14 protein-coding genes and 3 pseudogenes are annotated in these 18,418 nt (G+C 53.9%); 3 read left to right on the top strand and 14 right to left on the bottom strand.

Annotated features, from left to right (window positions below; all coding sequences use genetic code 11):
• Positions 1–3 precede the first annotated feature (3 nt).
• Genes F3J28_RS06435 through F3J28_RS06405 form a run of 7 tightly spaced genes read right to left on the bottom strand, consistent with a single transcriptional unit; the run spans position 4 to position 7,115 of the window.
• The gene (locus F3J28_RS06435) at positions 4–1,149 is read right to left on the bottom strand and encodes a hypothetical protein (RefSeq protein ID WP_166873929.1); all 1,146 of its coding nucleotides are present in this window, start codon (positions 1,147–1,149) and stop codon (positions 4–6) included.
• Positions 1,150–1,163: 14 nt separating this feature from the next.
• Positions 1,164–3,731, bottom strand: coding sequence for a fimbria/pilus outer membrane usher protein (locus tag F3J28_RS06430; RefSeq protein WP_166873926.1), 2,568 nt, complete (start codon positions 3,729–3,731; stop codon positions 1,164–1,166).
• A 31-nt stretch (positions 3,732–3,762) separates the two neighbouring features.
• A complete protein-coding gene (locus tag F3J28_RS06425; RefSeq protein ID WP_166873924.1) occupies positions 3,763–4,518 on the bottom strand; it encodes a fimbrial biogenesis chaperone in 756 nt (251 codons plus the stop codon).
• Positions 4,515–5,237: a fimbrial biogenesis chaperone gene (locus F3J28_RS06420; RefSeq protein ID WP_166873921.1), complete on the bottom strand. Its 723-nt coding sequence runs from the start codon at positions 5,235–5,237 to the stop codon at positions 4,515–4,517. Before F3J28_RS06420 ends, F3J28_RS06425 begins: the two co-directional genes overlap by 4 nt.
• Before the next feature lie 4 nt (positions 5,238–5,241).
• A complete protein-coding gene (locus tag F3J28_RS06415; protein ID WP_166873919.1) occupies positions 5,242–5,805 on the bottom strand; it encodes a fimbrial protein in 564 nt (187 codons plus the stop codon).
• Entirely contained in the window at positions 5,780–6,478 is a 699-nt protein-coding gene (locus F3J28_RS06410) for a fimbrial biogenesis chaperone (RefSeq protein ID WP_166873916.1), read from the bottom strand. The genes F3J28_RS06415 and F3J28_RS06410 overlap by 26 nt, the downstream gene beginning before the upstream one ends.
• A 55-nt stretch (positions 6,479–6,533) precedes the next feature.
• The gene (locus tag F3J28_RS06405; protein WP_166873913.1) at positions 6,534–7,115 is read right to left on the bottom strand and encodes a fimbrial protein; all 582 of its coding nucleotides are present in this window, start codon (positions 7,113–7,115) and stop codon (positions 6,534–6,536) included.
• A gap of 561 nt (positions 7,116–7,676) precedes the next feature.
• On the opposite strand from F3J28_RS06405, the gene F3J28_RS06400 reads away from it, so the two are divergent.
• Positions 7,677–8,276: a polysaccharide biosynthesis tyrosine autokinase gene (locus F3J28_RS06400; RefSeq protein WP_166873910.1), complete on the top strand. Its 600-nt coding sequence runs from the start codon at positions 7,677–7,679 to the stop codon at positions 8,274–8,276.
• 25 nt (positions 8,277–8,301) lie between these two features.
• Here F3J28_RS06400 and F3J28_RS06395 read toward each other — a convergent pair whose 3' ends face one another.
• From F3J28_RS06395 to F3J28_RS06375, 5 genes are all read right to left on the bottom strand, one after another.
• Positions 8,302–11,835, bottom strand: a complete 3,534-nt coding sequence (locus tag F3J28_RS06395; RefSeq protein WP_286177968.1) for an ATP-binding protein — start codon at positions 11,833–11,835, stop codon at positions 8,302–8,304.
• Between the two features lie 85 nt (positions 11,836–11,920).
• The gene (locus F3J28_RS06390) at positions 11,921–12,544 is read right to left on the bottom strand and encodes a response regulator (RefSeq protein ID WP_166873905.1); all 624 of its coding nucleotides are present in this window, start codon (positions 12,542–12,544) and stop codon (positions 11,921–11,923) included.
• Between the two features lie 305 nt (positions 12,545–12,849).
• On the bottom strand, positions 12,850–13,671 hold the full coding sequence (locus F3J28_RS06385) for a haloacid dehalogenase type II (protein WP_205247082.1): 822 nt from the start codon (positions 13,669–13,671) through the stop codon (positions 12,850–12,852).
• 142 nt (positions 13,672–13,813) lie between these two features.
• Positions 13,814–14,707 carry a type 1 glutamine amidotransferase domain-containing protein gene (locus F3J28_RS06380; RefSeq protein ID WP_205247081.1) on the bottom strand — a complete coding sequence of 298 codons (894 nt, stop codon included), beginning with the start codon at positions 14,705–14,707 and terminating at the stop codon, positions 13,814–13,816.
• 156 nt (positions 14,708–14,863) lie between these two features.
• The gene (locus F3J28_RS06375; RefSeq protein ID WP_166873902.1) at positions 14,864–15,796 is read right to left on the bottom strand and encodes a GlxA family transcriptional regulator; all 933 of its coding nucleotides are present in this window, start codon (positions 15,794–15,796) and stop codon (positions 14,864–14,866) included.
• A 249-nt stretch (positions 15,797–16,045) separates the two neighbouring features.
• On the opposite strand from F3J28_RS06375, the pseudogene F3J28_RS06370 reads away from it, so the two are divergent.
• Positions 16,046–16,654: pseudogene (locus F3J28_RS06370) on the top strand (LysR substrate-binding domain-containing protein); the annotation flags it as partial.
• A gap of 34 nt (positions 16,655–16,688) precedes the next feature.
• Here the strand turns inward: F3J28_RS06370 and F3J28_RS06365 are convergent.
• The gene (locus F3J28_RS06365; RefSeq protein WP_166873899.1) at positions 16,689–17,678 is read right to left on the bottom strand and encodes an aldo/keto reductase; all 990 of its coding nucleotides are present in this window, start codon (positions 17,676–17,678) and stop codon (positions 16,689–16,691) included.
• A gap of 19 nt (positions 17,679–17,697) precedes the next feature.
• Positions 17,698–17,841 (bottom strand): annotated as a pseudogene (locus F3J28_RS06360) (aldo/keto reductase); the annotation flags it as partial.
• Between the two features lie 98 nt (positions 17,842–17,939).
• Between F3J28_RS06360 and F3J28_RS22605 the strand changes: the two are divergent.
• Positions 17,940–18,049: pseudogene (locus F3J28_RS22605) on the top strand (IS3 family transposase); the annotation flags it as partial.
• Positions 18,050–18,418: the final 369 nt, after the last annotated feature.

Genomic DNA, 18,418 nt, shown 5'->3' with positions numbered 1-18,418 from the left:
CACTTAATTGAAGGTGACCAGCACCTCGGCGGAGGCTTTGATCTCTCCTGTCTGTAATTTGTCGCCGCCGGAGCAGAGCCGCCACGTCATCGTATTATTGATGAGTTTGCTTGTTTCGGTCGCACCAATTTTACCTAAATCTAGTGGCGTGGTATCAAACCTTACGCCGTTCACGGTGCCGCATAATCCTTCCGGCTGGCCGGACAAGGTCCCGGTCAAATAGGCGCCGTTAGGATCGCCGAAAGCCAGCTTATTGATTTCTGACGTTTTATACAGGCCGCTAAGCGCATTAAAGCGCACCTCTATATTGGTATCTTCGGTGTCTTCATCCTGGGTACAGGCCACATTGAAGGGTACCGTTTGCTCCTTTAGCTTGGCATCACGGTTTATATTCCGCGGCACATCGCCAAAATTAATATCCCGGGGCGTGTCAATATTGCACTCTAATGTGGAAATGCGCAGCGTGGTGCCCGGTGGGAACCAGGATTCCATGATGTTCCCCGTACGATCCGGGGTAAAAGACGCCGCGTGAATATCCGGGAAACGGATGCCGCGTCGCATCCTCTGCGTCCCGTCTGCCACAATGACCCAGTGGCCCTCAAATCTCACGGTGCGGGCTTCATTCGGGTCAAGAAGTTCGCTCCAATTATCAAATGCGCTCATAGTAAAGCACCATTGCCGATCGGTTTTTGACGGCCGCTGCAGCGGTAGCGTCTCCTCGTGTCCCATTGCAATGCCCCTGATATTGGCATGTCCCCCTTCGGTGGTAAAATTCCCACTGATGATGGCCCTATTTCCTGCCCCCCAACCTGAAGGGGATTGCCAGACTTCGCTATAAAAATTGATTCGCGGCGCAATCCCCACGCCGGGCGCAATTTCGTAAGCCAGTACTCCGGCAATCTCTGTTAGCTTACTGGCCTCAATACATTCGAAAGGTTGGTCAGACAGAGAAACATAACCCTCGGGAGACATGCTTTTCCCATCATTTAACATGCCGTATATCCCAACAGTACGCTGAAAACCGGCCCATAAAATTCCGGAGCCTTTGCCAATGGTGATGGTGTCTTTGGCCTGCGTGGTGGGGACGGCAGAAAGCAATAGTGCCGCTGCCGCCAGTATGTGGGGAGTATTCCTTAGTCGTTTCATCATTTGTCATTATCTCATTACTGGCAGACAGCCGTCAGGCTGCGGACCGGGTTCGTCGTGGAAGGCTGCTGGTTTTTAAGGTTAAAGCTGGCCCGGCACTGCTGGGTCGCCTGCTGGCCCCATTTCAGTAACAGGCTGCCTTGCTCCGGCAGGCCGCTCATATAGACCTGCCCGGCGTCGCCGACGATCCCGCTAATCGGTTCACCTTCGGCGGTGTTAACCAGCGTGGCCGTGGTGCCAAAGGGCACCGCTGCGCCCGCGTGCTGCAGGGTGATTAACGCCTGGTAGCCCAGCCGGGTATTGAACTTTGTCATCACCACCGCCCCTTTGGTCGGATAGACGGTATTGCTGGAGTGGGTGAGGTCGACATCATCGGGCAGCGTCGACGGGTCGAGGCTGATGTTGTTCGCCTGATAGTCAGATAAATAAGGCACTACGGCATAGCCGAAGCCGTCAATGGCCGTGCCGCCTACGCCCGCGCGAGTGCCTTCCGCGCCTGGGGCATGGACAATGGCTACCGAACTGCCGAGCGACCGGCTGAGCGTCACGCCGCCCGGATGGATAACCAGGCCGCCGCTGCCGGACAGGTTCAGCGAACGGGTGCCGCTGGTCTGGCTGTAGCCCGCCGATACCGAGCCTTTGCTGCCGGACCAGGCGCCGTTCAGCGAGGTGCTGTCGCTCTGGGCCCGCTGGTTACTCCAGCCCTGGCGCACGCCCCAGGACAGGCTGGAGTCCAGCGCGCTGCCGCTGAGGCCGGCCATCTGCTGCACCTGGCCGGTGTTGCTGCGGGTGGTCTGGTAGGTGGCATAGATCCGGTTCAGGGCGGAAGAGGCGCTGAACAGGCTGAAGGGCACCATCATGTTGAAGGCCAGCTGGCGGTTTTCCGGCCAGTTACCGTCGCCGCGGGTTCTGTCGATGGTGTAGGCCAGGCCGTAGCTGACGCCACGGTAGCTGCCGTTATAGCCGGTGGAGAGCGTATTTCTGACCTTGCTTTTGCCCCAGTAATCGTTGCGGGCGGCCGACACAAAGACCGATCCCAGGCCACCCAACTGCTGGCTCATATAAAGCTGGAAGGTGGACCGCGCCCGGGCCAGCGCCCACGGCTGGGTCTCTTTTTTCAACTGATAGCCGAGGCTGTTGTAGTCTGAAAAGCTGTAATAGTCGCTGGTCGAGTAGCGGTAGGCGGCCAGGTCAATGGTGGTACCGGTGCTGAGCATACTTTTGGCGTAGCGCAGGCGGTAAGACTCACCTTTTTGCTGCTCTTCCATGCCGGGTATTTTGGCGCGCGAGGCCGTGACGTCAGCCGAGACGGCTCCCAGTTTCCCCAGCGAGACGCCCGCGCCGGTCACCAGCGAGAAATAATCCCGCGCCGTGAGCGCCCCGCCGTAGAGGGTGAAATCATAGGGCAGGCCGAGGATGGCGGTGCCCTGCACAAACTCAGCCTCGCGCGATCCCACGGTAATGCCGCCGTTATAGCGGCCGGCGGTCACTTCATATTTTACTCTGCCCGGACGGCGCATCACCGGCACCGAAGAGATGGCGATCGTCTGGCTGTGAACCGTGCCGTCGGCTTCGGTGACATACAGCGTCAGCTCTCCGGCCTGGCCGGTTTGATTCAGATCGTCAATACGGAAAGGCCCGGGGGCGACGTAGGTCTGATAGACAATCGAACCGTTTTGCATCACCGTGACGCGGGCGTTACTTTGTGCGATGCCTTCAATGACCGGCGCAAAGCCGCGCTGCACATAGGGCAGCATCTCATCGGACGAACTTAGCTTTACCCCACGGAAGGGAACGCTGTCGAGCACGTCCCCGGAGGTGCTGCTTTCCCCCGCCAGCAGCTCCGATCGCCATGCCGCAATATCTCGCATCAGATAAGTATTGGAAAAATCGGTATGTTGATAACTTTGCCCCGCCTGACCCGGCGAGGTTTGCACGCTACGCGTCCAGTAGGCGTTGCTGCGCAGCCGCCAGGCGTGCAGGTTGGCGCCCAGACTCGTGCTGGCATACAGGTTGGTGTTTTCACTGCCGCCCGGCTGGCTGCTGCGGCTGCCGTTGAGGCTGTAATTCAACAGCAGCGCCGGCACGCCGTGGTCCCACAATTCCGGGTCAACCACGCCGCGCGAACTCGGCTGCATGGCGACCTGCGGAATGCTGAGTTCAAGCTCCAGTTTGGCAAAGTTAAACCGGGCGCTGGCGTGCTCGATCAGGTCGCCAATCGGCGGGGTAGCCTTGTCATCCTCAAGGGCGCGAAACGCCTCCAGCCCCTGGGTATTCACTCCGACCTCGCGTAAAAATACGGGCGTCAGCTGGGGCACCACGTTGCCCTGAGTATCCTCGGCAAAATCAACGGCGTGCTGGCCCATATCGGTGCGGTTAACTTTCACCGTCACAACGTAATTGCCCGGCGGCACCTTGCCCGAGGTTGAGAAAACGCTTAAGTCGACGGACTGCGCGGGCACGCCGTTTAAGGTTAAGAACGCCGGGTCAAAATAGTCCTCGGCGAACGCGGGCGACAGCGGGGCCAGCAGCGCAAGGCTGACCAGCCTTGAGAGCAGTTTGGGGCTCGGATTTTTTGGTTTCATTATTTTGGTTTCCATTGCGTCTTCGGCCCCACTAGTCCTGCTTCAGCGGCTCGGTATGCCAGCCGTCTTCATCAATCAGCTGCCACTCAATCTGGCCAGCGGCGCCCTGCGGGAAGCGGTAGGTCTGCTCGCCTTTCGGCGGCACCATCAGCCGGAGCTGAGCTTTATCCAGGGTATTTTTGCCCACGCTCAGGCGGGCAAAGGTCAGCCAGTAGGGCGTGGGGTTTTTGGCAATCAGGGCGTCTCCCCGGCGGGTGAAACTCAGCTTCCCGGCAACATCTTCGATGGCATACTTTTCCAGCCCTTCGGGGCGATAAAAGACCTTTATGCTGTTCACGACCGCCAGCACGACCTTGTTTTCACTCTGTTGTTTAGCGTCCGTTTTTTCGGCAGGAATGGCTTTCATGGCGATGAAAAAGACCGATTCGCGATCCTGAGGCAGCGGCTCCGCATTGCGACGAATGCGCACGGTCAGCTCGCCGTTGGCCTCCAGGCGCTCCAGCGGCGGGGTGACGATAAAAGGCGCATTAATTTGGCGCGCGTTATGGATATCAATGCTGCCGGTGGCCGGGTCGACCGGGCGAATAAAGGATTGCACCAGCCACGACCGGCTGGTTTTGTTGTGCGCCGTCAGCGTGACGCCTTTTTTCTCTGCCGCCGGGTAAACCACGCGGGTGACGTAATAAGTGAGGCCCTTGCCGGAATGACCCGGCTCAGCGCTGGCCAATGAAGGCTGCAGCAGAGCGAATAACACCAGCAGGCAGGAGAAGGTGTGGCTTATCTTCATGGTAACTCCGTAGGGGCCGCGTCGGCCTTGCAGAGCGGGGCCAGCCCGCCGCGATCGTTCACCCCCTGCCATGTCACATGGTGTGTGGGTCCCGCCGCGTCTAAAACCTGCCTGCCGAAAGGCGGCAGCATCAGCGGGGAGGCGTCGGCCTGGTGGGGTTGACCGTCCAGGGTTAGCACCCCAAGGGTGATAAAGTAGGGCGAGGGATTACGCACGCTCAGCCCGTTCCCGCTGCGGGAAAATCGCAAATCACAGGCGGGTAATTCATTGTTGAGCTTCAGCTTTGCCGGGCGATAAATCAGCTTGAGGTTAAAACGCAGGCCCGCCGAGACCTGGGCCGCCGCGTCGCTTTGCTGGCTGGCCGGAATCGCTTTAATTGAGAGATAAAACAGCGACTCCCGATCTTGTTCAGGCGGCTGCTCTTTGCGCAAAACCCGCAGGGTTTGTTCTTTCCCTGCGGCCAGACGAAACAGCGGCGGGGTGACAATAAACGGCGTACCTGTGTCAACCCCATCCAGCGTGGTCAGGCTCCGGCTGTGGATAAGCCAGGCTCTGTCGCTGTTGTTTTTGACGATCAGGGTTTGCGTTTTCTCGGCTGCGTTGAACACCAGTCGCGTTTTGGTCAGCGCAATTCCGCCGCCGTCGGCCAGGGCGAACAGCGGCAACAGAAGGCCCGCCACGCCCGAAGCACAGCTTAAAAGACTCAGCAATTTCATCATGACCTCAGGGGTGGTTGAGGGTGAACTCGATGGTGGCGTTAACTTCGCCCAGCGTAGCCGCCCGGCAGTTGGCAGTGGTGCCGCAGATCAGCCCTGCATAAAAGGTCAGGGTCTGGTTCGGGATTACCGAGCCGGACGTGTCTAAGGTGACTTTCCCGCCGTTGGTCAACGCCGTATGGCTGTAATCCGGCGGGGCATCGCTTTTCACCAGCATCACACCGACATTTTTTGCCGTGGAGGTTGCGTCATCGCGAAAGGCCCATTTCCCGAGGTTTTGCCCCTTGCCGCTGACGCTGATAAAGGGCTTCAGCGAGGTGGAGACATTGCAGTTTGAAATCTGTAGCTCCACTTTTTTAGCGCCAATAAGCCTGGATGCTATAAGCTCTGCAGGTCGCACCGGGTCCAGCAGCAGTTTGGGAATATCAAGTTCAAAATCGCAGCTGCCGGGCACCAGGTTGGCGGAAAAGTTGATCACGGTTAACGACCCGTGACCTGGGTTCAGCCCGGAGAAAGCCAGCAGCAACAGCAGGCCCGCCGATGCCTCAAGGCAGCTTCTGGCTAAACGCATTGTCACCCCCGTGGTCGTCGATAGTTTTCCACTTCACCGTGCCCTTCGCGGCGGGCAGCGGCCAGACATAGCTGGCAAACGGGGCGATCATTTTGGCGTCCGCTTTATCCAGAGGCAGTTTTTTCCCTTCAAGGCTGAGATGAGCAAAGCTGACGTGGTAAGGCGAGGTGTTGGTGACTTTTAAGCCCTGGCCCACGCGGGAGAACTGCAGGTTTTTTTGTGCATCCAGCGCGGTACCCGGCAAGCCTTTTGGCCGGTAAAACAGCTTTATACTTTTGCCCACGCCAAAACGAACCAGGCTGTTGCCGCTTTCATCTTTTTTGCTTCCTGGAATGGCGCTGGCGCGGAAATAAAACACGGACTCACGGTCGGCGGGTAAATTTGCTCCGCTGGCGAGGATGCGTAAATCATGCGTGCTGCCCGGCTCCAGGCGAACCAGCGGCGGGATCACGTTGAAAGGCGCGGGTTCGGCATGGGAGGAGACTTTGCTTATCCCGGCCTGCACCAGGTAAGGGGTTGTTGATTCGGTATTTCTTACCGTGACGTTAATACTGTTGCTATCTGCAGGATATACCAGTCGAGTAGTATTAATGCCAAACCCTGCGGCCTGAGAAATAGCCGGTAAAGTAAGCAATGCGGTGAGCGAGAGACTATTTCTGATAGCATTCAACATGGTTATATCCTGGCAATAATGCGGGCGCAACCTGCGCCCGTGGTTATTATTTAAATTAGTTGTAATCAAACTGGAAGGTAATTGGGGTGACAATGCTTCCTGACTTGGCTGTATTAGCCACAACGCTTGCCAGACCCACGGTAAACTCCTGGCTCAATTTATCAAACTTAGCGCCTGTCGCGGGATCGGGAGTAGGTGTTGCTGATGCATCAAATTCTGCCAGTTTTACCGCCTCTTTATTACTGATGTAGGTTGTCTCGCCTTTCTTCGACAGCATGATACCGACGTCGGAGGTGGACTCTGTATTAAACATATCATCATGCAAGGTCAATGTAGGGGCAGTAACAATCAGAGAGGCAATGCCGGTTGTATCGCCTGCAGCAGGATCTGAGCAATTATTCAGCTCAACCTTAAAGTCATTCTTACTACCGGCAACGGGTGTTTTTGCCGTGCTAAAATCAGTGGCGACGAAGTTACCGATATTAAGCGCCGGGGTACTCATAACCACATCACAGGTTGCTTTGGATACGTTCCCGCTAATGGTAATAATTCCGTTAGACCCTGCGGCCTGAGCCGGAACCATCGCGGCCATCATCAGCAGAGCGGCAGGGGCCAGTGTGTAGAAAGATTTACGCATATCAAAATTCCTTTATCTTTAATTAAATGTTTTACCGTCACTCAAACCGAGTGAAAGGGGCTGTGATGTCCGGCGTTAATAATCGCTTGCGTAGCCTGTGGCAAACAAAAGCTATTACTGATGGCGGACATCTGCTTTATTCGCAAGGTGATGCTATCTTGCGTTGAAATATAATAGGGGGAGGTGAGCAGCAGAAATAGTCAGTGGGCGATGTGTTACCTGTAGTCTCTCCATGGTGATAATGTAGGGGGACGACTACATGGCAAAGGCTTAAATATTTATATCACCTCTTGTGGCGGGAAATAATAGTTATTGGCAAACAGATTCCCGTCATCCCTTCAGCTATAGCTGACGCCAATGTCATCCATAGCTTACAAAAGTTAAAGCAGTCGGTGATATTAATCGTAGGGCAGCCCGATAATACTCGATTGAACCGCTCACCATTTTTTACCCCTACATTGGCCGCATCAAGGTGGCGGGAAAAACGCTGACCCAGGTCCGGGGGCTAAGGACCAGCCTCTGGTTTGAAACTATGGAGACAGGCCGCAACGTGGTGATCATTTGTGGCGCAACCGAAAAAGCGGCAAAACCTTTCTCAGTACATCGCTGGCTACGCTGGTGGCGCAGGCCGGGCAGAAGGTGCTTTTTATTGACGCGGATATGCGCCGGGGCGATGCCCATAAAATGTTTGGTCTGGATCGCAGGGAAGGTCTGTCGGCCTTGCTGAACGGGGATGTATCCAGTCAGCAAGCGGTAAGCCGCTTCCACGCTGGAGGATTCGACGTTATTACGCGGGGGAGATCCCGGCAGGATCCCATCCCATTGCTGGTGGGAGAAAGTTTCCCGGCTTTACTGGCCTGGGCGAAAGAGACTTATGACATGGTTATTGTCGATACTCCGCCCGTGCTGGCCGTAAGCGACGCGGCGATAATCAGTAAATCCGTTGCGAGCCTGACGCTGCTGGTGACAAGGGCAAGGCTTAACAGCCTGAAGGAAACCACCCAGAGTATTACCCGGCTGGAGCGAGAAGGCGTTCAGGTTAAAGGGATAGTGCTCAACGGCGCGGTCTCAAATGCGATGACGGAGTACTGTTCCGGTTACCGAAGCGCGGGATATCGCTATCAGTCTGAGGATGAAAGCGCCGAAACAAATCGGGCATAAGAGAACCCGGCGGGGGAGCCAGCTCTCACCGCCTTTTCATCGTTGGCTGGGCCGCGATAAAATCATCTATCGCCTGGTTCAGCGTCTGTACCTCCCCGAGCACGGCATCCAGCGTTTGTGCCTCAATGGCATAGCCCCCAGGTTGCCCGCAGCGCTTTTCCAGGTTAGCGCACAGGGTCGCAACCTTTATTGCCCCAATGATCCGCGCTGAACCCGCCATCCGGTGTAAACTGCGGGTCATCCCCGGCAGGTCATCTTCATCGAAACAGAGTCCCGCCACCTGAATATCACGCAGATTTTCGTCACGCGTGGTACACAGTAATCGGGTTAACATCTCGTCATCATCATGCACAAGTTCGCGCAGGGCGCGTATATCCAGCAGCGTACTCAGGGTATCCGGCTGCCACTGAGCTGCGCCCGAAAGGCGAGGGATCCCGGCAAGTAACGCTTCCAGCTGAGGCAGACGCAACGGTTTAAACAGGCATTTGTCCATGCCGGCCGCCAGGCAGCGAACGCGTTCCTCCGGCTGAGCGTTGGCCGTTAGCCCCATGATAGTCAGGCCGCCAGGCTGCTGATTACGCAGCCGCCGCGTCAGTTCAAACCCGTCCATCACCGGCATATTACAGTCGGTGATCACCAGCTGAATATTGTGCTGGTGCCAGAGCGTGAGGGCCTGTTCGCCGTTTTCAGCTTCAATCACGGTGTGCCCCAGCCGCGTTAACTGGCGTTTCAGCAGCAGGCGGTTCGCCGGGTGATCGTCTACCGTCAGAATGGTCAACGGCAGAGAACTGTTTCCCGGCAACGGCGCGTTTTTCCCTGGCAGGATTTTCGTCTCTCGGGTCAGAACCGGAATACGCACGCAGATGCGGGTGCCGCGTTTAGGCTTACTGCGCAGCTGTATCGTCCCGTTCATCATCGCTACCAGCTGCTCGCAAATAGCCAGTCCGAGGCCGGTACCGCTCTGTTTTTTTCCCGCCTCTGACTGTTCGTAGGGGTTGAAGATCAGCCGCTGTTCCGCCTCGCTAATACCAATCCCGGTATCGGTCACCACCATTTCGAGTATCGCCTGCTCGTGCCGGCCGGGTAAACAATGCACCTGTACCTCAACGGAGCCGTGGCTGGTGAATTTAATGGCGTTGCCGATCAGATTGGAGAGAATTTGCCGCAGACGCATCGGATCCAGCAGCAGTTCGTCCGGGTGCAGGATATCAACCTGGTGATGCAGGCGGAGTCCTTTTTGCCGCGACAGTCCCTCAAAAACCCGAACAACCGGCTCGGTGAGCGCATCAAACCGCACCCACTCCGGGGACAGTTCCAGCTTACCGGACTCAATTTTAGCCATATCCAGAATGTCGCCAATCAACCCCATCAGCGACAGCGAGGATTCATAAGCCACTCGCACCGACTCGTGATCTTCTTGCCGGTGATGCTGGGTCACCGCCAGCTCCAGCAGGCCAATAATAGCGCTGATCGGGGTTCGAATTTCGTGGCTCATGGTGGCGAGGAAAGTACTTTTCGTTCGATTTGCCTGTTCGGCATGCTCGCGGGCCAGGGAGAGGTCGGCCAGCAGCCGCTGGTGGTCGGTAATATCCTGCCAGCTGCAAATTAGCCCGGTTATGCTGCCGCGCGTGTCGCAAAAAGCCTCAAACTGATAGATCACGTCGCGATCTTCTACACCGTTATTGATCTTCCCGCGCTGAGGAACCAGACAGTACCCGCCGTCGCCTGATTGCGCCGCCTGTGTCTGATAAATGGCGTGCAGAGGATGGCCAGCGGAGGAGGGCTGCAGCGCGTAGACAGCGTCTGCGTTATGACGGAAGAACTGTTCCCAGGCGGGGTTGTGGTTGATCAGCTTCCCGGCCGTATTAATCACGCAGACGGGCACCGGCGTACCGTTAAATAAGGTTTCAAGAAACTTGGCCTGTTGCTGGAGGCTCACCTGAGCCTCTTTTCGCAGGCGCACCGCCCGGTGCAGGTGGTAATTCCAGAATGCCGACGTAAGCCCCAGAAGGGCTAATATCCCGGCCAGCCAGTAAAACTCACGCCGATAGGTGAGCCAGGTTTCAAGCTTGATATCCGGCGTCCCCTGCCATTTGGTGGCCAGCTGCGAGATATCCCGGGGAGGAATCGCCGCCAGTGCCATATTTAAAATACTCAGTAACTCGGGGTTATCCCGCGCTACGCCAAAGGCAATGAGGGCCGGCTCTTCCCCCAGTCGGGTGGCTATTGTGAGCCGGCCCCGGAAATAGCGGTCAATCATATAGCGGGCGGCAATCAAATTATTCACCGCGCCATCCACGCGCCCTTCATCAACCATTTGCAGGGCAATGCTGGTATTTTCAACGACGATCAGTTTGATTTTTGGGTAATTTTTACTTAGCCAGGTGGTCAGGGCGTGGTCAGGGGTAATGGCCAGGGTCCGGGTGGCCGCCAGCGTCATTGGGGTCGTCAGCGTGTTCTGGCTGACCATCACATAAGGCGGCCGCGCGTAGGGCCGGGTGAAAAGCACTTTTTCTTCCCGCCCGGGGCTGAAGGGCAGGGAGCCGATAAAATCGGCTTCATGATGCTGAACCATAGCCACCATTCCGCTCAGAGTGGCGGCTTCAACCATTGTGAAGTTGATGCCAGTGCGCAAATGGATCAAACGCAAAAGGTCGGCCGCCATGCCGTTAAACCGGTTTCGGCTGTCGCTGAGGGTGAAAGGAGCTTCCATGGAATTGACCACTACGCGCAGCGCTTTATGCTGCTCAAGCCAGCGTCGCTCTTTGTCCGTGAGCTGAAGCCGGGCGGCAGGTTTCCATACCCCAAGACCTTGGCTCCAGTGGGCAAAGATTAGCTCGTGCTGCCGCGGTGTCATTGCGTCCAGGACGGTGTTAATACTTCGCAGGAGGGGGGCATTGTTCGCTGAAAAAATAAAGCGTGGGCCGGTGTTTTGATCTTTAAAGACATTGACGACCGACAGCGTAGAGGCATAGTTGCGTTCAATGAGATAGCTGGCGGATATCAGATTGCCAATAAAATAATCATTCTCGCCAAAGGCGACTGAGGCCAGCGCGCTTTGGGCCGAGGGAAAACGCATGATGCGGATTCCCGGATAGTTGGCTTCAACCCAGCTGTCGCTCAGATAGCCATCGGCCATGGCTATTTTGCTTCCGGCGGGCAGGGGATCAAGATCCGACATCGACGTTTCCCGGGATACCAGCACTGGATGATCGGCCACAAACTGGCGGCTTTGTAATAGAGCGTGGTCCGGCTGGCGCTGACCGCCTCCGTCATCGATGAGCAAATCGCTTTCGCCGTTGGACAGGGCGTTTAGCGCGTGCGCTCTGTCGGCGTAATAGACAATCTGGAAACGCAGACCAAGAGACTGGAGGATCAGCGCGGTATAATCGCTGGAAAGGCCTTCCAGCGTGTCGTTATCCACCACAAGGTCAAAAGGCGGGTTCTCTGGCCCATAGACACCTACCTTTAACTCTCTTTTTTCCCCGAGCCAACGCCAGTCGCTGTCTGCGAGAGAGAAGGTTAACGCCGTCCAGGGTTCCCTGCTGTGCAGGCGCATGGGGGATGCCGTCTCGGCCCGGAGACCGGCAAAGTTAAGGCCGAGAAACAGCGCAAATAAAACGAGTAAACGGGGCATGAGGGTATTAGTCGATATTATTCCGCTGGGTAAATTCGTAGAGTTCAATCATGTTTTCTAATTCCAGCTTTTCTAATACCCGGCTCTTATAGGTGCTGACTGTTTTATCGCTGATATTCATCACCTTCGAAATATCAACCACCTTCATACCGCGGGCCAGTAAAGTTAATACCTGCAGCTCCCGGGTAGAGAGGCTGGACATTTTTTGCTGATCGCTAAGTTCCCCGCTGGCCGAGCCCTGGCGTCCACGATTGAGCGGGAAAAAGCCATACCCACCTTTAATGGCGCGCACCGCGTCCTGCAGCTCCGTCAGATTATTGCGTTTACTGATAAAACCGTCGGCACCGGCATTGACGCAGCGCTTCACATAATGTTCGAGATCTTTGCCGCTTAATACCAGAATCCCGCCCGTGAAGCCGTTATTGCGAAGGCGTAAGACGAGATCTATCCCATTCAGGGAGGGCATATCGATATCCAGAATAATCAGCTCAGGCGAGTGTTTTCTGGTGAGCGCCAGCGCCTCCAGACCGTCGTCCGTCTCTGCGCAAACTACCATGTTGTCTTTTTCAAGCAGCAGCCTGACCGCCATGCGAACAACCGGATGGTCATCAACAATAAGAACATCCTTCATAATATAATCCTGTGAGTTTATTTACGGCTGATAATGCGATCCAATCATTTAATTATTTTCAAAATAATAGAGTGATAAGTGCTTGTTGGCAATGTTTAATTTAGTCAGGATCCCCCTACATAAATTATATCCTTTGACTACAGTAAAATCGCTGCCCCCTGATATTGGAATAATAATTTGTGATTTATAATATAACGGGAACGAAATGGTTGGCGTGGCGACTACCGGCATACCTTACCTGAATCCTTCTGCGGTACTATCCTGACCTTTAACTTTTAATTATTCCACAATATATATTGATACTATCAGGTTAATAGATCGGCAAGTTGATTAAAACTTGAAGCATTTATATCAAATTGCGTAGGTTCAGGCTTTGCATCAACATTTCCATTTGGGCCTGATTCTAATGGCCGGGATATAAATGCTGTACGCATGCCTTGTGCTTTAGCACCGTTAAGATCCTGTTTATGGCAGGCGACCATTAAGATTTCCTCAGGCTTTAATCCCAGATACTGGGGAGCAAGTTGATACACTTTTGGGCTGGGCTTTACTGTGTGCGCTAATTCTGACGTCATAATTAAATCCCAGGGCAAGTGACGTAATTTTGCCAGTTTTACCATATCTGCCATATCCGCATTGGACAATGTTGCAAGAGTAAATCTCTGCTTCAAACGATTTAGTCCAGATAAGGTGTCGGGCCATAATTCTAATCGTTGCCAAACAGAATTAATGCTCGCTAACTCTCGTTCACTAAAGCCATGACCTCGCATGATATTATCAAGCGCCTCACGGCGAAGTGAAGACAGACTTTGCCATGGACGTTTTTCGTTGTAGATTTCTGCGAATCCTGAAGGATATAGACCATGCCAACTGTTAGCAATTGCTCCCCAGTCCAAATTAATCCCTTTTGTTCGATTGATTATTTGTCCCTCATGAACAATTGTACCCCAATGGTCGGTGCACGTTCCTATGACATCAAAAACCAGCGCTTTGATCGTCGATGTATTGTGTTCCTGAGTGAGCGCCTGGGCTCGCTGAGTGAAGGATGATGATACGCCCCCAAATGCCATCGCCGTACCAATAAATAGTAAGTTACGACGTGATACTGACATTGATGTAATTTTCATTAATATTCTCTTTTATTCAGGTGTTAACTATTTTAAAAAATATTTTCCCGAGCGAGAGTGAGATCTAATAATTTCATAATGACCTGTTATAAAAATAACAGGTATAAATCTGTAATGATTAAAACATCCGAGATACAACGCTTTATAGCGAGTTTTTCAGTTTTGCTACAAATGCATTTCCAAAGGCATCAGAAGAAAAGGGTTGCTGGCCGCTGACGACTTCACGGTCTTCTACCACATTAACGGCCCATAGCCCGAGGCGATCAACATGTGCGCCAGCCTGCGCCAGGCCATCAGCGGCATAGTACGACACGTTGCCACCTAACTGGGCCTGGGCTCCTTCAACAGCGCTTTCTTCCGAACGAGAAAAAACCGTCAGGCGGTAACCGGCATAGGGCCAGTTTTTAGCGAGGGAGCCTGCAAGCTCGGGTTTTCCTGCCGCCAGCGCCTGAGTGAAAGCGGCCGCGTCGGGCAATGTGGAAATCAACGCCGCCGGCCCGTGGCAAATTACGCCTGTCGGTTTTCCCTGTTGGTGGAAACCGGTCAAGATTTTTCCAAGATCTTTATCAGTGGTCAGGTCCTGCATCGGTGACCAGCCTCCGGGGATAAATACCCCGACAAACGTCTTAGTACCGCCTTTGAGAATGTTTTTAAATGTCTGAGGATGCTTGAGAGCGTCCACGCCCTCAAGATAGCTCACCGCTTCGGCGCGTTTTTTATCGCTGCCATCATAGAAAATTTTATCGTTGGAAGCCTTATCGAACGTGACAGGATTGCCTTTCGGGTTAGCAAAAACGGGCGTGTATCCTGCTTCGATAATTTTACGCAGCGGGATCTCCAGCTCATCAAGGTAATAACCTGCGTGATAGGTTTTACCGTCGCGAAGCGCCACGGTTTGCTCGCTCGACAGTATTACCAGCACTTTACCTCGTTCACTCGCCTGCGCCGTGCCGGATGCCGCGAACGATGCCAGGAGGATCGCTGAAGCGATACCTTTACGAAGCAGGTTTATTTTTTGCGATTTCAGAATAGTCATACAGTTCTCCGCAGCTACGCATTGACAGGGAAGGGTGCAGCCAGGCTGGCGGCTGCATCAGCGATGTAGGAGAGAAGATAATGCTAATGGGCAATGGCTGAAATGACGTAAAAACTACGTTTTTAGGACATTAAGGTGGCGCCAGCGCACAGGTCGCTAGCGGGCGTTACGGCGGATGGTTTGTGGTGGCAGGCCGAAATTACGCAAAAAAGCTTCGCGCATCCTGCGCCGATCGATAAACCCTGTCTGGTCGGCAATTTGCTCAATGGTGTGTCGCCCTTGTTCCATCAGAAAACGAGCCGCTTCGAGCCTCAGGTTTTCCACTGCTTGTGCGGGCGACTGACCGGTTTCGGCTTTAAACGCGCGGCTGAACTGGCGTGGACTGAGATGGGCCACTTCCGCCAGTTCTTCCACGTTCAGCCGGGCGGCGAGATTTTGACGCACGTAGGTAAGCACGGTCTGAATACGGTCAGATTTGGATTCCAGCTCCAGTAGCGTTGAGTGCTGAGACTGGCCGCCAGCCCGGCGATGGTAAACCACCAACGCCTGAGCAACACGGTGCACAATCTCGGCTCCCAAATCACGCTCAACCATTGCCAAACCGAGATCTATACCCGCCGTCATTCCAGCTGACGTCCAGATATTGCCGTCCATGGTATAGATACGATCCTCATCCACATCAATTTGCGGAAACCGTGCCTGTAGCCCTCTGGCATAGGCCCAGTGTGTAGTTGCGCGCCTGTTTTCTAACAGGCCAGCCTGTGCCAGCACAAAAGCCCCGGAGCAAATGGACGCGACTCTCCGGGAAACCGTCGCACTGGCGCGAATAAAATTGAGCACTCCTGGCGGAGAGCCGTCGATAATAGATTCGCCTCCCGACACAATGATGGTGTCGAAATGGCGATCATCAAACGGAGAAGACATTACCGCTAGTCCACCGGATGATGTCACAGGGCCACCATGCAGGGATAGCACACTCGTGTCATAAAAGGGTGCTTTGTTGACTTTATTAGCAGTTTCAAAAACCGGCAGGGCAGCCAGCGCCATCGACTGGAATCCTTCCATAACCACAAATCCAAGAGTATGCATGCTGTACTCCAAATAACTCAGCAGCGATATTTTGCACTATAAGTAGGATTTTTAACTGTTGCAATCGGTGAAAAGGTCAGGAAGTAATCCAGATAATACGCCTGGGCACCCACACAGATCTTCGTTATTTAATGTAGCCCCCGGGTCATACCCAAACACGACATTATCACCCGGACGACTATATTTACGGCGACCCAGGTAGAATATCAATTATCATTAATGTCACTAACAGGGCTAAAATAATTGTGTCTCCGTTTATCTGCCGGGGAGCATGCCGCGCGAAGTGTGGTATGGCCGAAGCTAAAACCCTTCCTCAGGGAATATCCAGAAATTAATCTCGAACTGGTGGTTGATAACGGCTTTGTCAATATTGTTGAGGGGCGTTTTGATGCCGGGATACGCCTGGGCGAAAGCGTGGATAAGGACATGATTGCGGTAAGAATTGGGCCGGATATGAGAATGGCTGTGGTAGGGGCGCCGTCTTATTTCGCTGAAAATCCTGCACCTGAAACGCCGCACGAGCTACAAAATCATCGGTGCATCAATATGCGCCTGCCGACAGCCGGTGGGCTTTACCACTGGGAGTTTGAGAAGGAAGGGAAACCGTTACGGGTCAGAGTAGAAGGGCAGGTAACCTTTAATCTGCAGGCGGAACGAATTGATGCCGCGTTATCCGGTTTTGGTATCGCCTGTATACCTGAAGACAGAGTGCAGGAGTATATAAAGGCAGGAGAGCTTATTCAGGTTCTGCAGGACTGGTGTCCATCTTTCCCCGGATATTACCTCTACTACCCGAGCCGTAAGCAGCATCCGCCCGCTTTTGCGCTGATGATTGATGCACTTCGCTACCAGGAATAACGGGTCCGCCAATTCCAGCGGCCCCGTCCGGGTATTAACGGCCCACTCGAGCCTGATGTTCAGGGGAGTATCGTTCGCCGACGATTGTAATGGTTTCAAGCGCCTGCGTTATCTGACGTAAGTCATCCTGCGAAAGAATGATGTCGGCAGCCCCCAGGTTTTCCTCCAGTCGGTGCAGTTTGGTGGTACCAGGGATAGGAACAATCCACGACTTTTGTGCCAGCAGCCATGCCAGCGCGATTTGCGCGGACGTCACGCCTTTCTCTGCCGCCAGCTCACCCAGCAATAAGACCAGCTTTTCATTGGCTTCAATCGCCTGCCCGGCGAAACGCGGCACGGTGCTGCGGTAATCATCCTTAGCAAAAGTGATTCCTGGCTTAATTGATCCCGTCAGGAAGCCTTTGCCTAATGGGCTGAAGGGAACGAAACCAATGCCCAGTTCTTCCAGTAATGGCAGGATCTCCTGCTCAGGCTCGCGCCACCACATTGAGTATTCGCTTTGCAGGGCAGTGACAGGTTGTACGGCATGTGCACGACGAATGGTTTGCGCACCGGCTTCGGACAGGCCGAAATGTTTAACTTTGCCTTCAGCGATCAGGTCTTTTACGGTACCTGCAACATCTTCAATTGGGACATCCGGATCGACACGATGCTGATATAGCAGATCAATAACATCAGTCTTGAGACGGCGTAACGATCCTTCCACAGCTTCACGGATATGCTCCGGTCGGCTGTTTAAAATCTGTTGCTTGTTGTCTTCGCCAAAACTAAAACCAAACTTGGTGGCGATAACCACGCGGTCACGAAACGGTTTTAAGGCTTCACCGACAACCTCTTCATTAAGGAAAGGGCCATACACTTCAGCGGTATCGAAGAAGGTGACGCCACGTTCAACCGCAGCGCGAATGAGCTCGATAGCCTGTCGGGTATCGGTCGCCGGGCCGTAGCCGTGGCTTAAGCCCATGCAACCAAGCCCAAGTGCGGAGACTTCGAGTCGGGATTGACCCAGATAACGTTTTTGCATTGAATGAATACCTCTTTAATGACGCGGCGGTATCGATCAGGCGGTATCCCGTATCGATAGCATCAATAACGGCTCTTTCGCATTCAGCGGCATCAGACATCTGAAACACACCAAAGCCAACCAGGGGCATTTCAATCCCGTTGTTCAGTTTTACCGTTTGCATGACGTAATCCTTCAGCTGTTGTGTTGGAAAAGCATAACGCAAACTGATTTATTCGATTAGATGGGATAATCAGCTAGGGTTTATTAGATTTGTTCATTAAAGAGAACGTCCGCCTCAAGAAGCTACTCGCCGAAGCCATGCTGGATAAAGAGGCACTACAGGTGGCTTTGGGTCGAAAGTACTGACGACAGATCAGAAGCGGGAAGCATAACGTCCGGTAAGTAGAAGATGGGGGATAGGTAAGTGTATGATTAATCGTGGTCTGTGGCCGGTTATGAACTAAATGAGCAATGAATTTAATTTAACATAATATACATTATGCGCACCATTAAGACGTTAGAGAGAATCCAGCATTATGGTACAGGAAAACCCAGCCATCAGGTCACGGTCCATCAGAACGGCTCTGGTGAAGCTGTCTCGCCGGATTAGTCCCAAATCTATATCAATTACTGCGCGGCTTGGCCAACCCCGACCAGCACCAAAACAAGTTTTGTCACTTCCCGGCGTTACCGTTAAAAACATGAATGCCAAAGCCTTTGCAGCCACAATAACTTCTGTCCTATTTTTTCTAATCGCA

The organism is Enterobacter sp. Ap-1006 (assembly GCF_011752835.1).
Classification (GTDB): Bacteria; Pseudomonadota; Gammaproteobacteria; order Enterobacterales; family Enterobacteriaceae; genus Cedecea.
This window is presented reverse-complemented; position numbering and strand designations above follow the sequence as displayed.

What these genes read in the sequence shown, in the direction of transcription:
- F3J28_RS06435 (WP_166873929.1), bottom strand. Translation starts at nt 1,149, where the DNA reads ATGATGAAACGACTAAGGAATACTCCCCACATACTGGCGGCAGCGGCA.
- F3J28_RS06430 (WP_166873926.1), bottom strand. Translation starts at nt 3,731, where the DNA reads ATGAAACCAAAAAATCCGAGCCCCAAACTGCTCTCAAGGCTGGTCAGC.
- F3J28_RS06425 (WP_166873924.1), bottom strand. Translation starts at nt 4,518, where the DNA reads ATGAAGATAAGCCACACCTTCTCCTGCCTGCTGGTGTTATTCGCTCTG.
- F3J28_RS06420 (WP_166873921.1), bottom strand. Translation starts at nt 5,237, where the DNA reads ATGATGAAATTGCTGAGTCTTTTAAGCTGTGCTTCGGGCGTGGCGGGC.
- F3J28_RS06415 (WP_166873919.1), bottom strand. Translation starts at nt 5,805, where the DNA reads ATGCGTTTAGCCAGAAGCTGCCTTGAGGCATCGGCGGGCCTGCTGTTG.
- F3J28_RS06410 (WP_166873916.1), bottom strand. Translation starts at nt 6,478, where the DNA reads ATGTTGAATGCTATCAGAAATAGTCTCTCGCTCACCGCATTGCTTACT.
- F3J28_RS06405 (WP_166873913.1), bottom strand. Translation starts at nt 7,115, where the DNA reads ATGCGTAAATCTTTCTACACACTGGCCCCTGCCGCTCTGCTGATGATG.
- F3J28_RS06395 (WP_286177968.1), bottom strand. Translation starts at nt 11,835, where the DNA reads ATGCGCCTGCACAGCAGGGAACCCTGGACGGCGTTAACCTTCTCTCTC.
- F3J28_RS06390 (WP_166873905.1), bottom strand. Translation starts at nt 12,544, where the DNA reads ATGAAGGATGTTCTTATTGTTGATGACCATCCGGTTGTTCGCATGGCG.
- F3J28_RS06385 (WP_205247082.1), bottom strand. Translation starts at nt 13,671, where the DNA reads ATGAAAATTACATCAATGTCAGTATCACGTCGTAACTTACTATTTATT.
- F3J28_RS06380 (WP_205247081.1), bottom strand. Translation starts at nt 14,707, where the DNA reads ATGACTATTCTGAAATCGCAAAAAATAAACCTGCTTCGTAAAGGTATC.
- F3J28_RS06375 (WP_166873902.1), bottom strand. Translation starts at nt 15,796, where the DNA reads ATGCATACTCTTGGATTTGTGGTTATGGAAGGATTCCAGTCGATGGCG.
- F3J28_RS06365 (WP_166873899.1), bottom strand. Translation starts at nt 17,678, where the DNA reads ATGCAAAAACGTTATCTGGGTCAATCCCGACTCGAAGTCTCCGCACTT.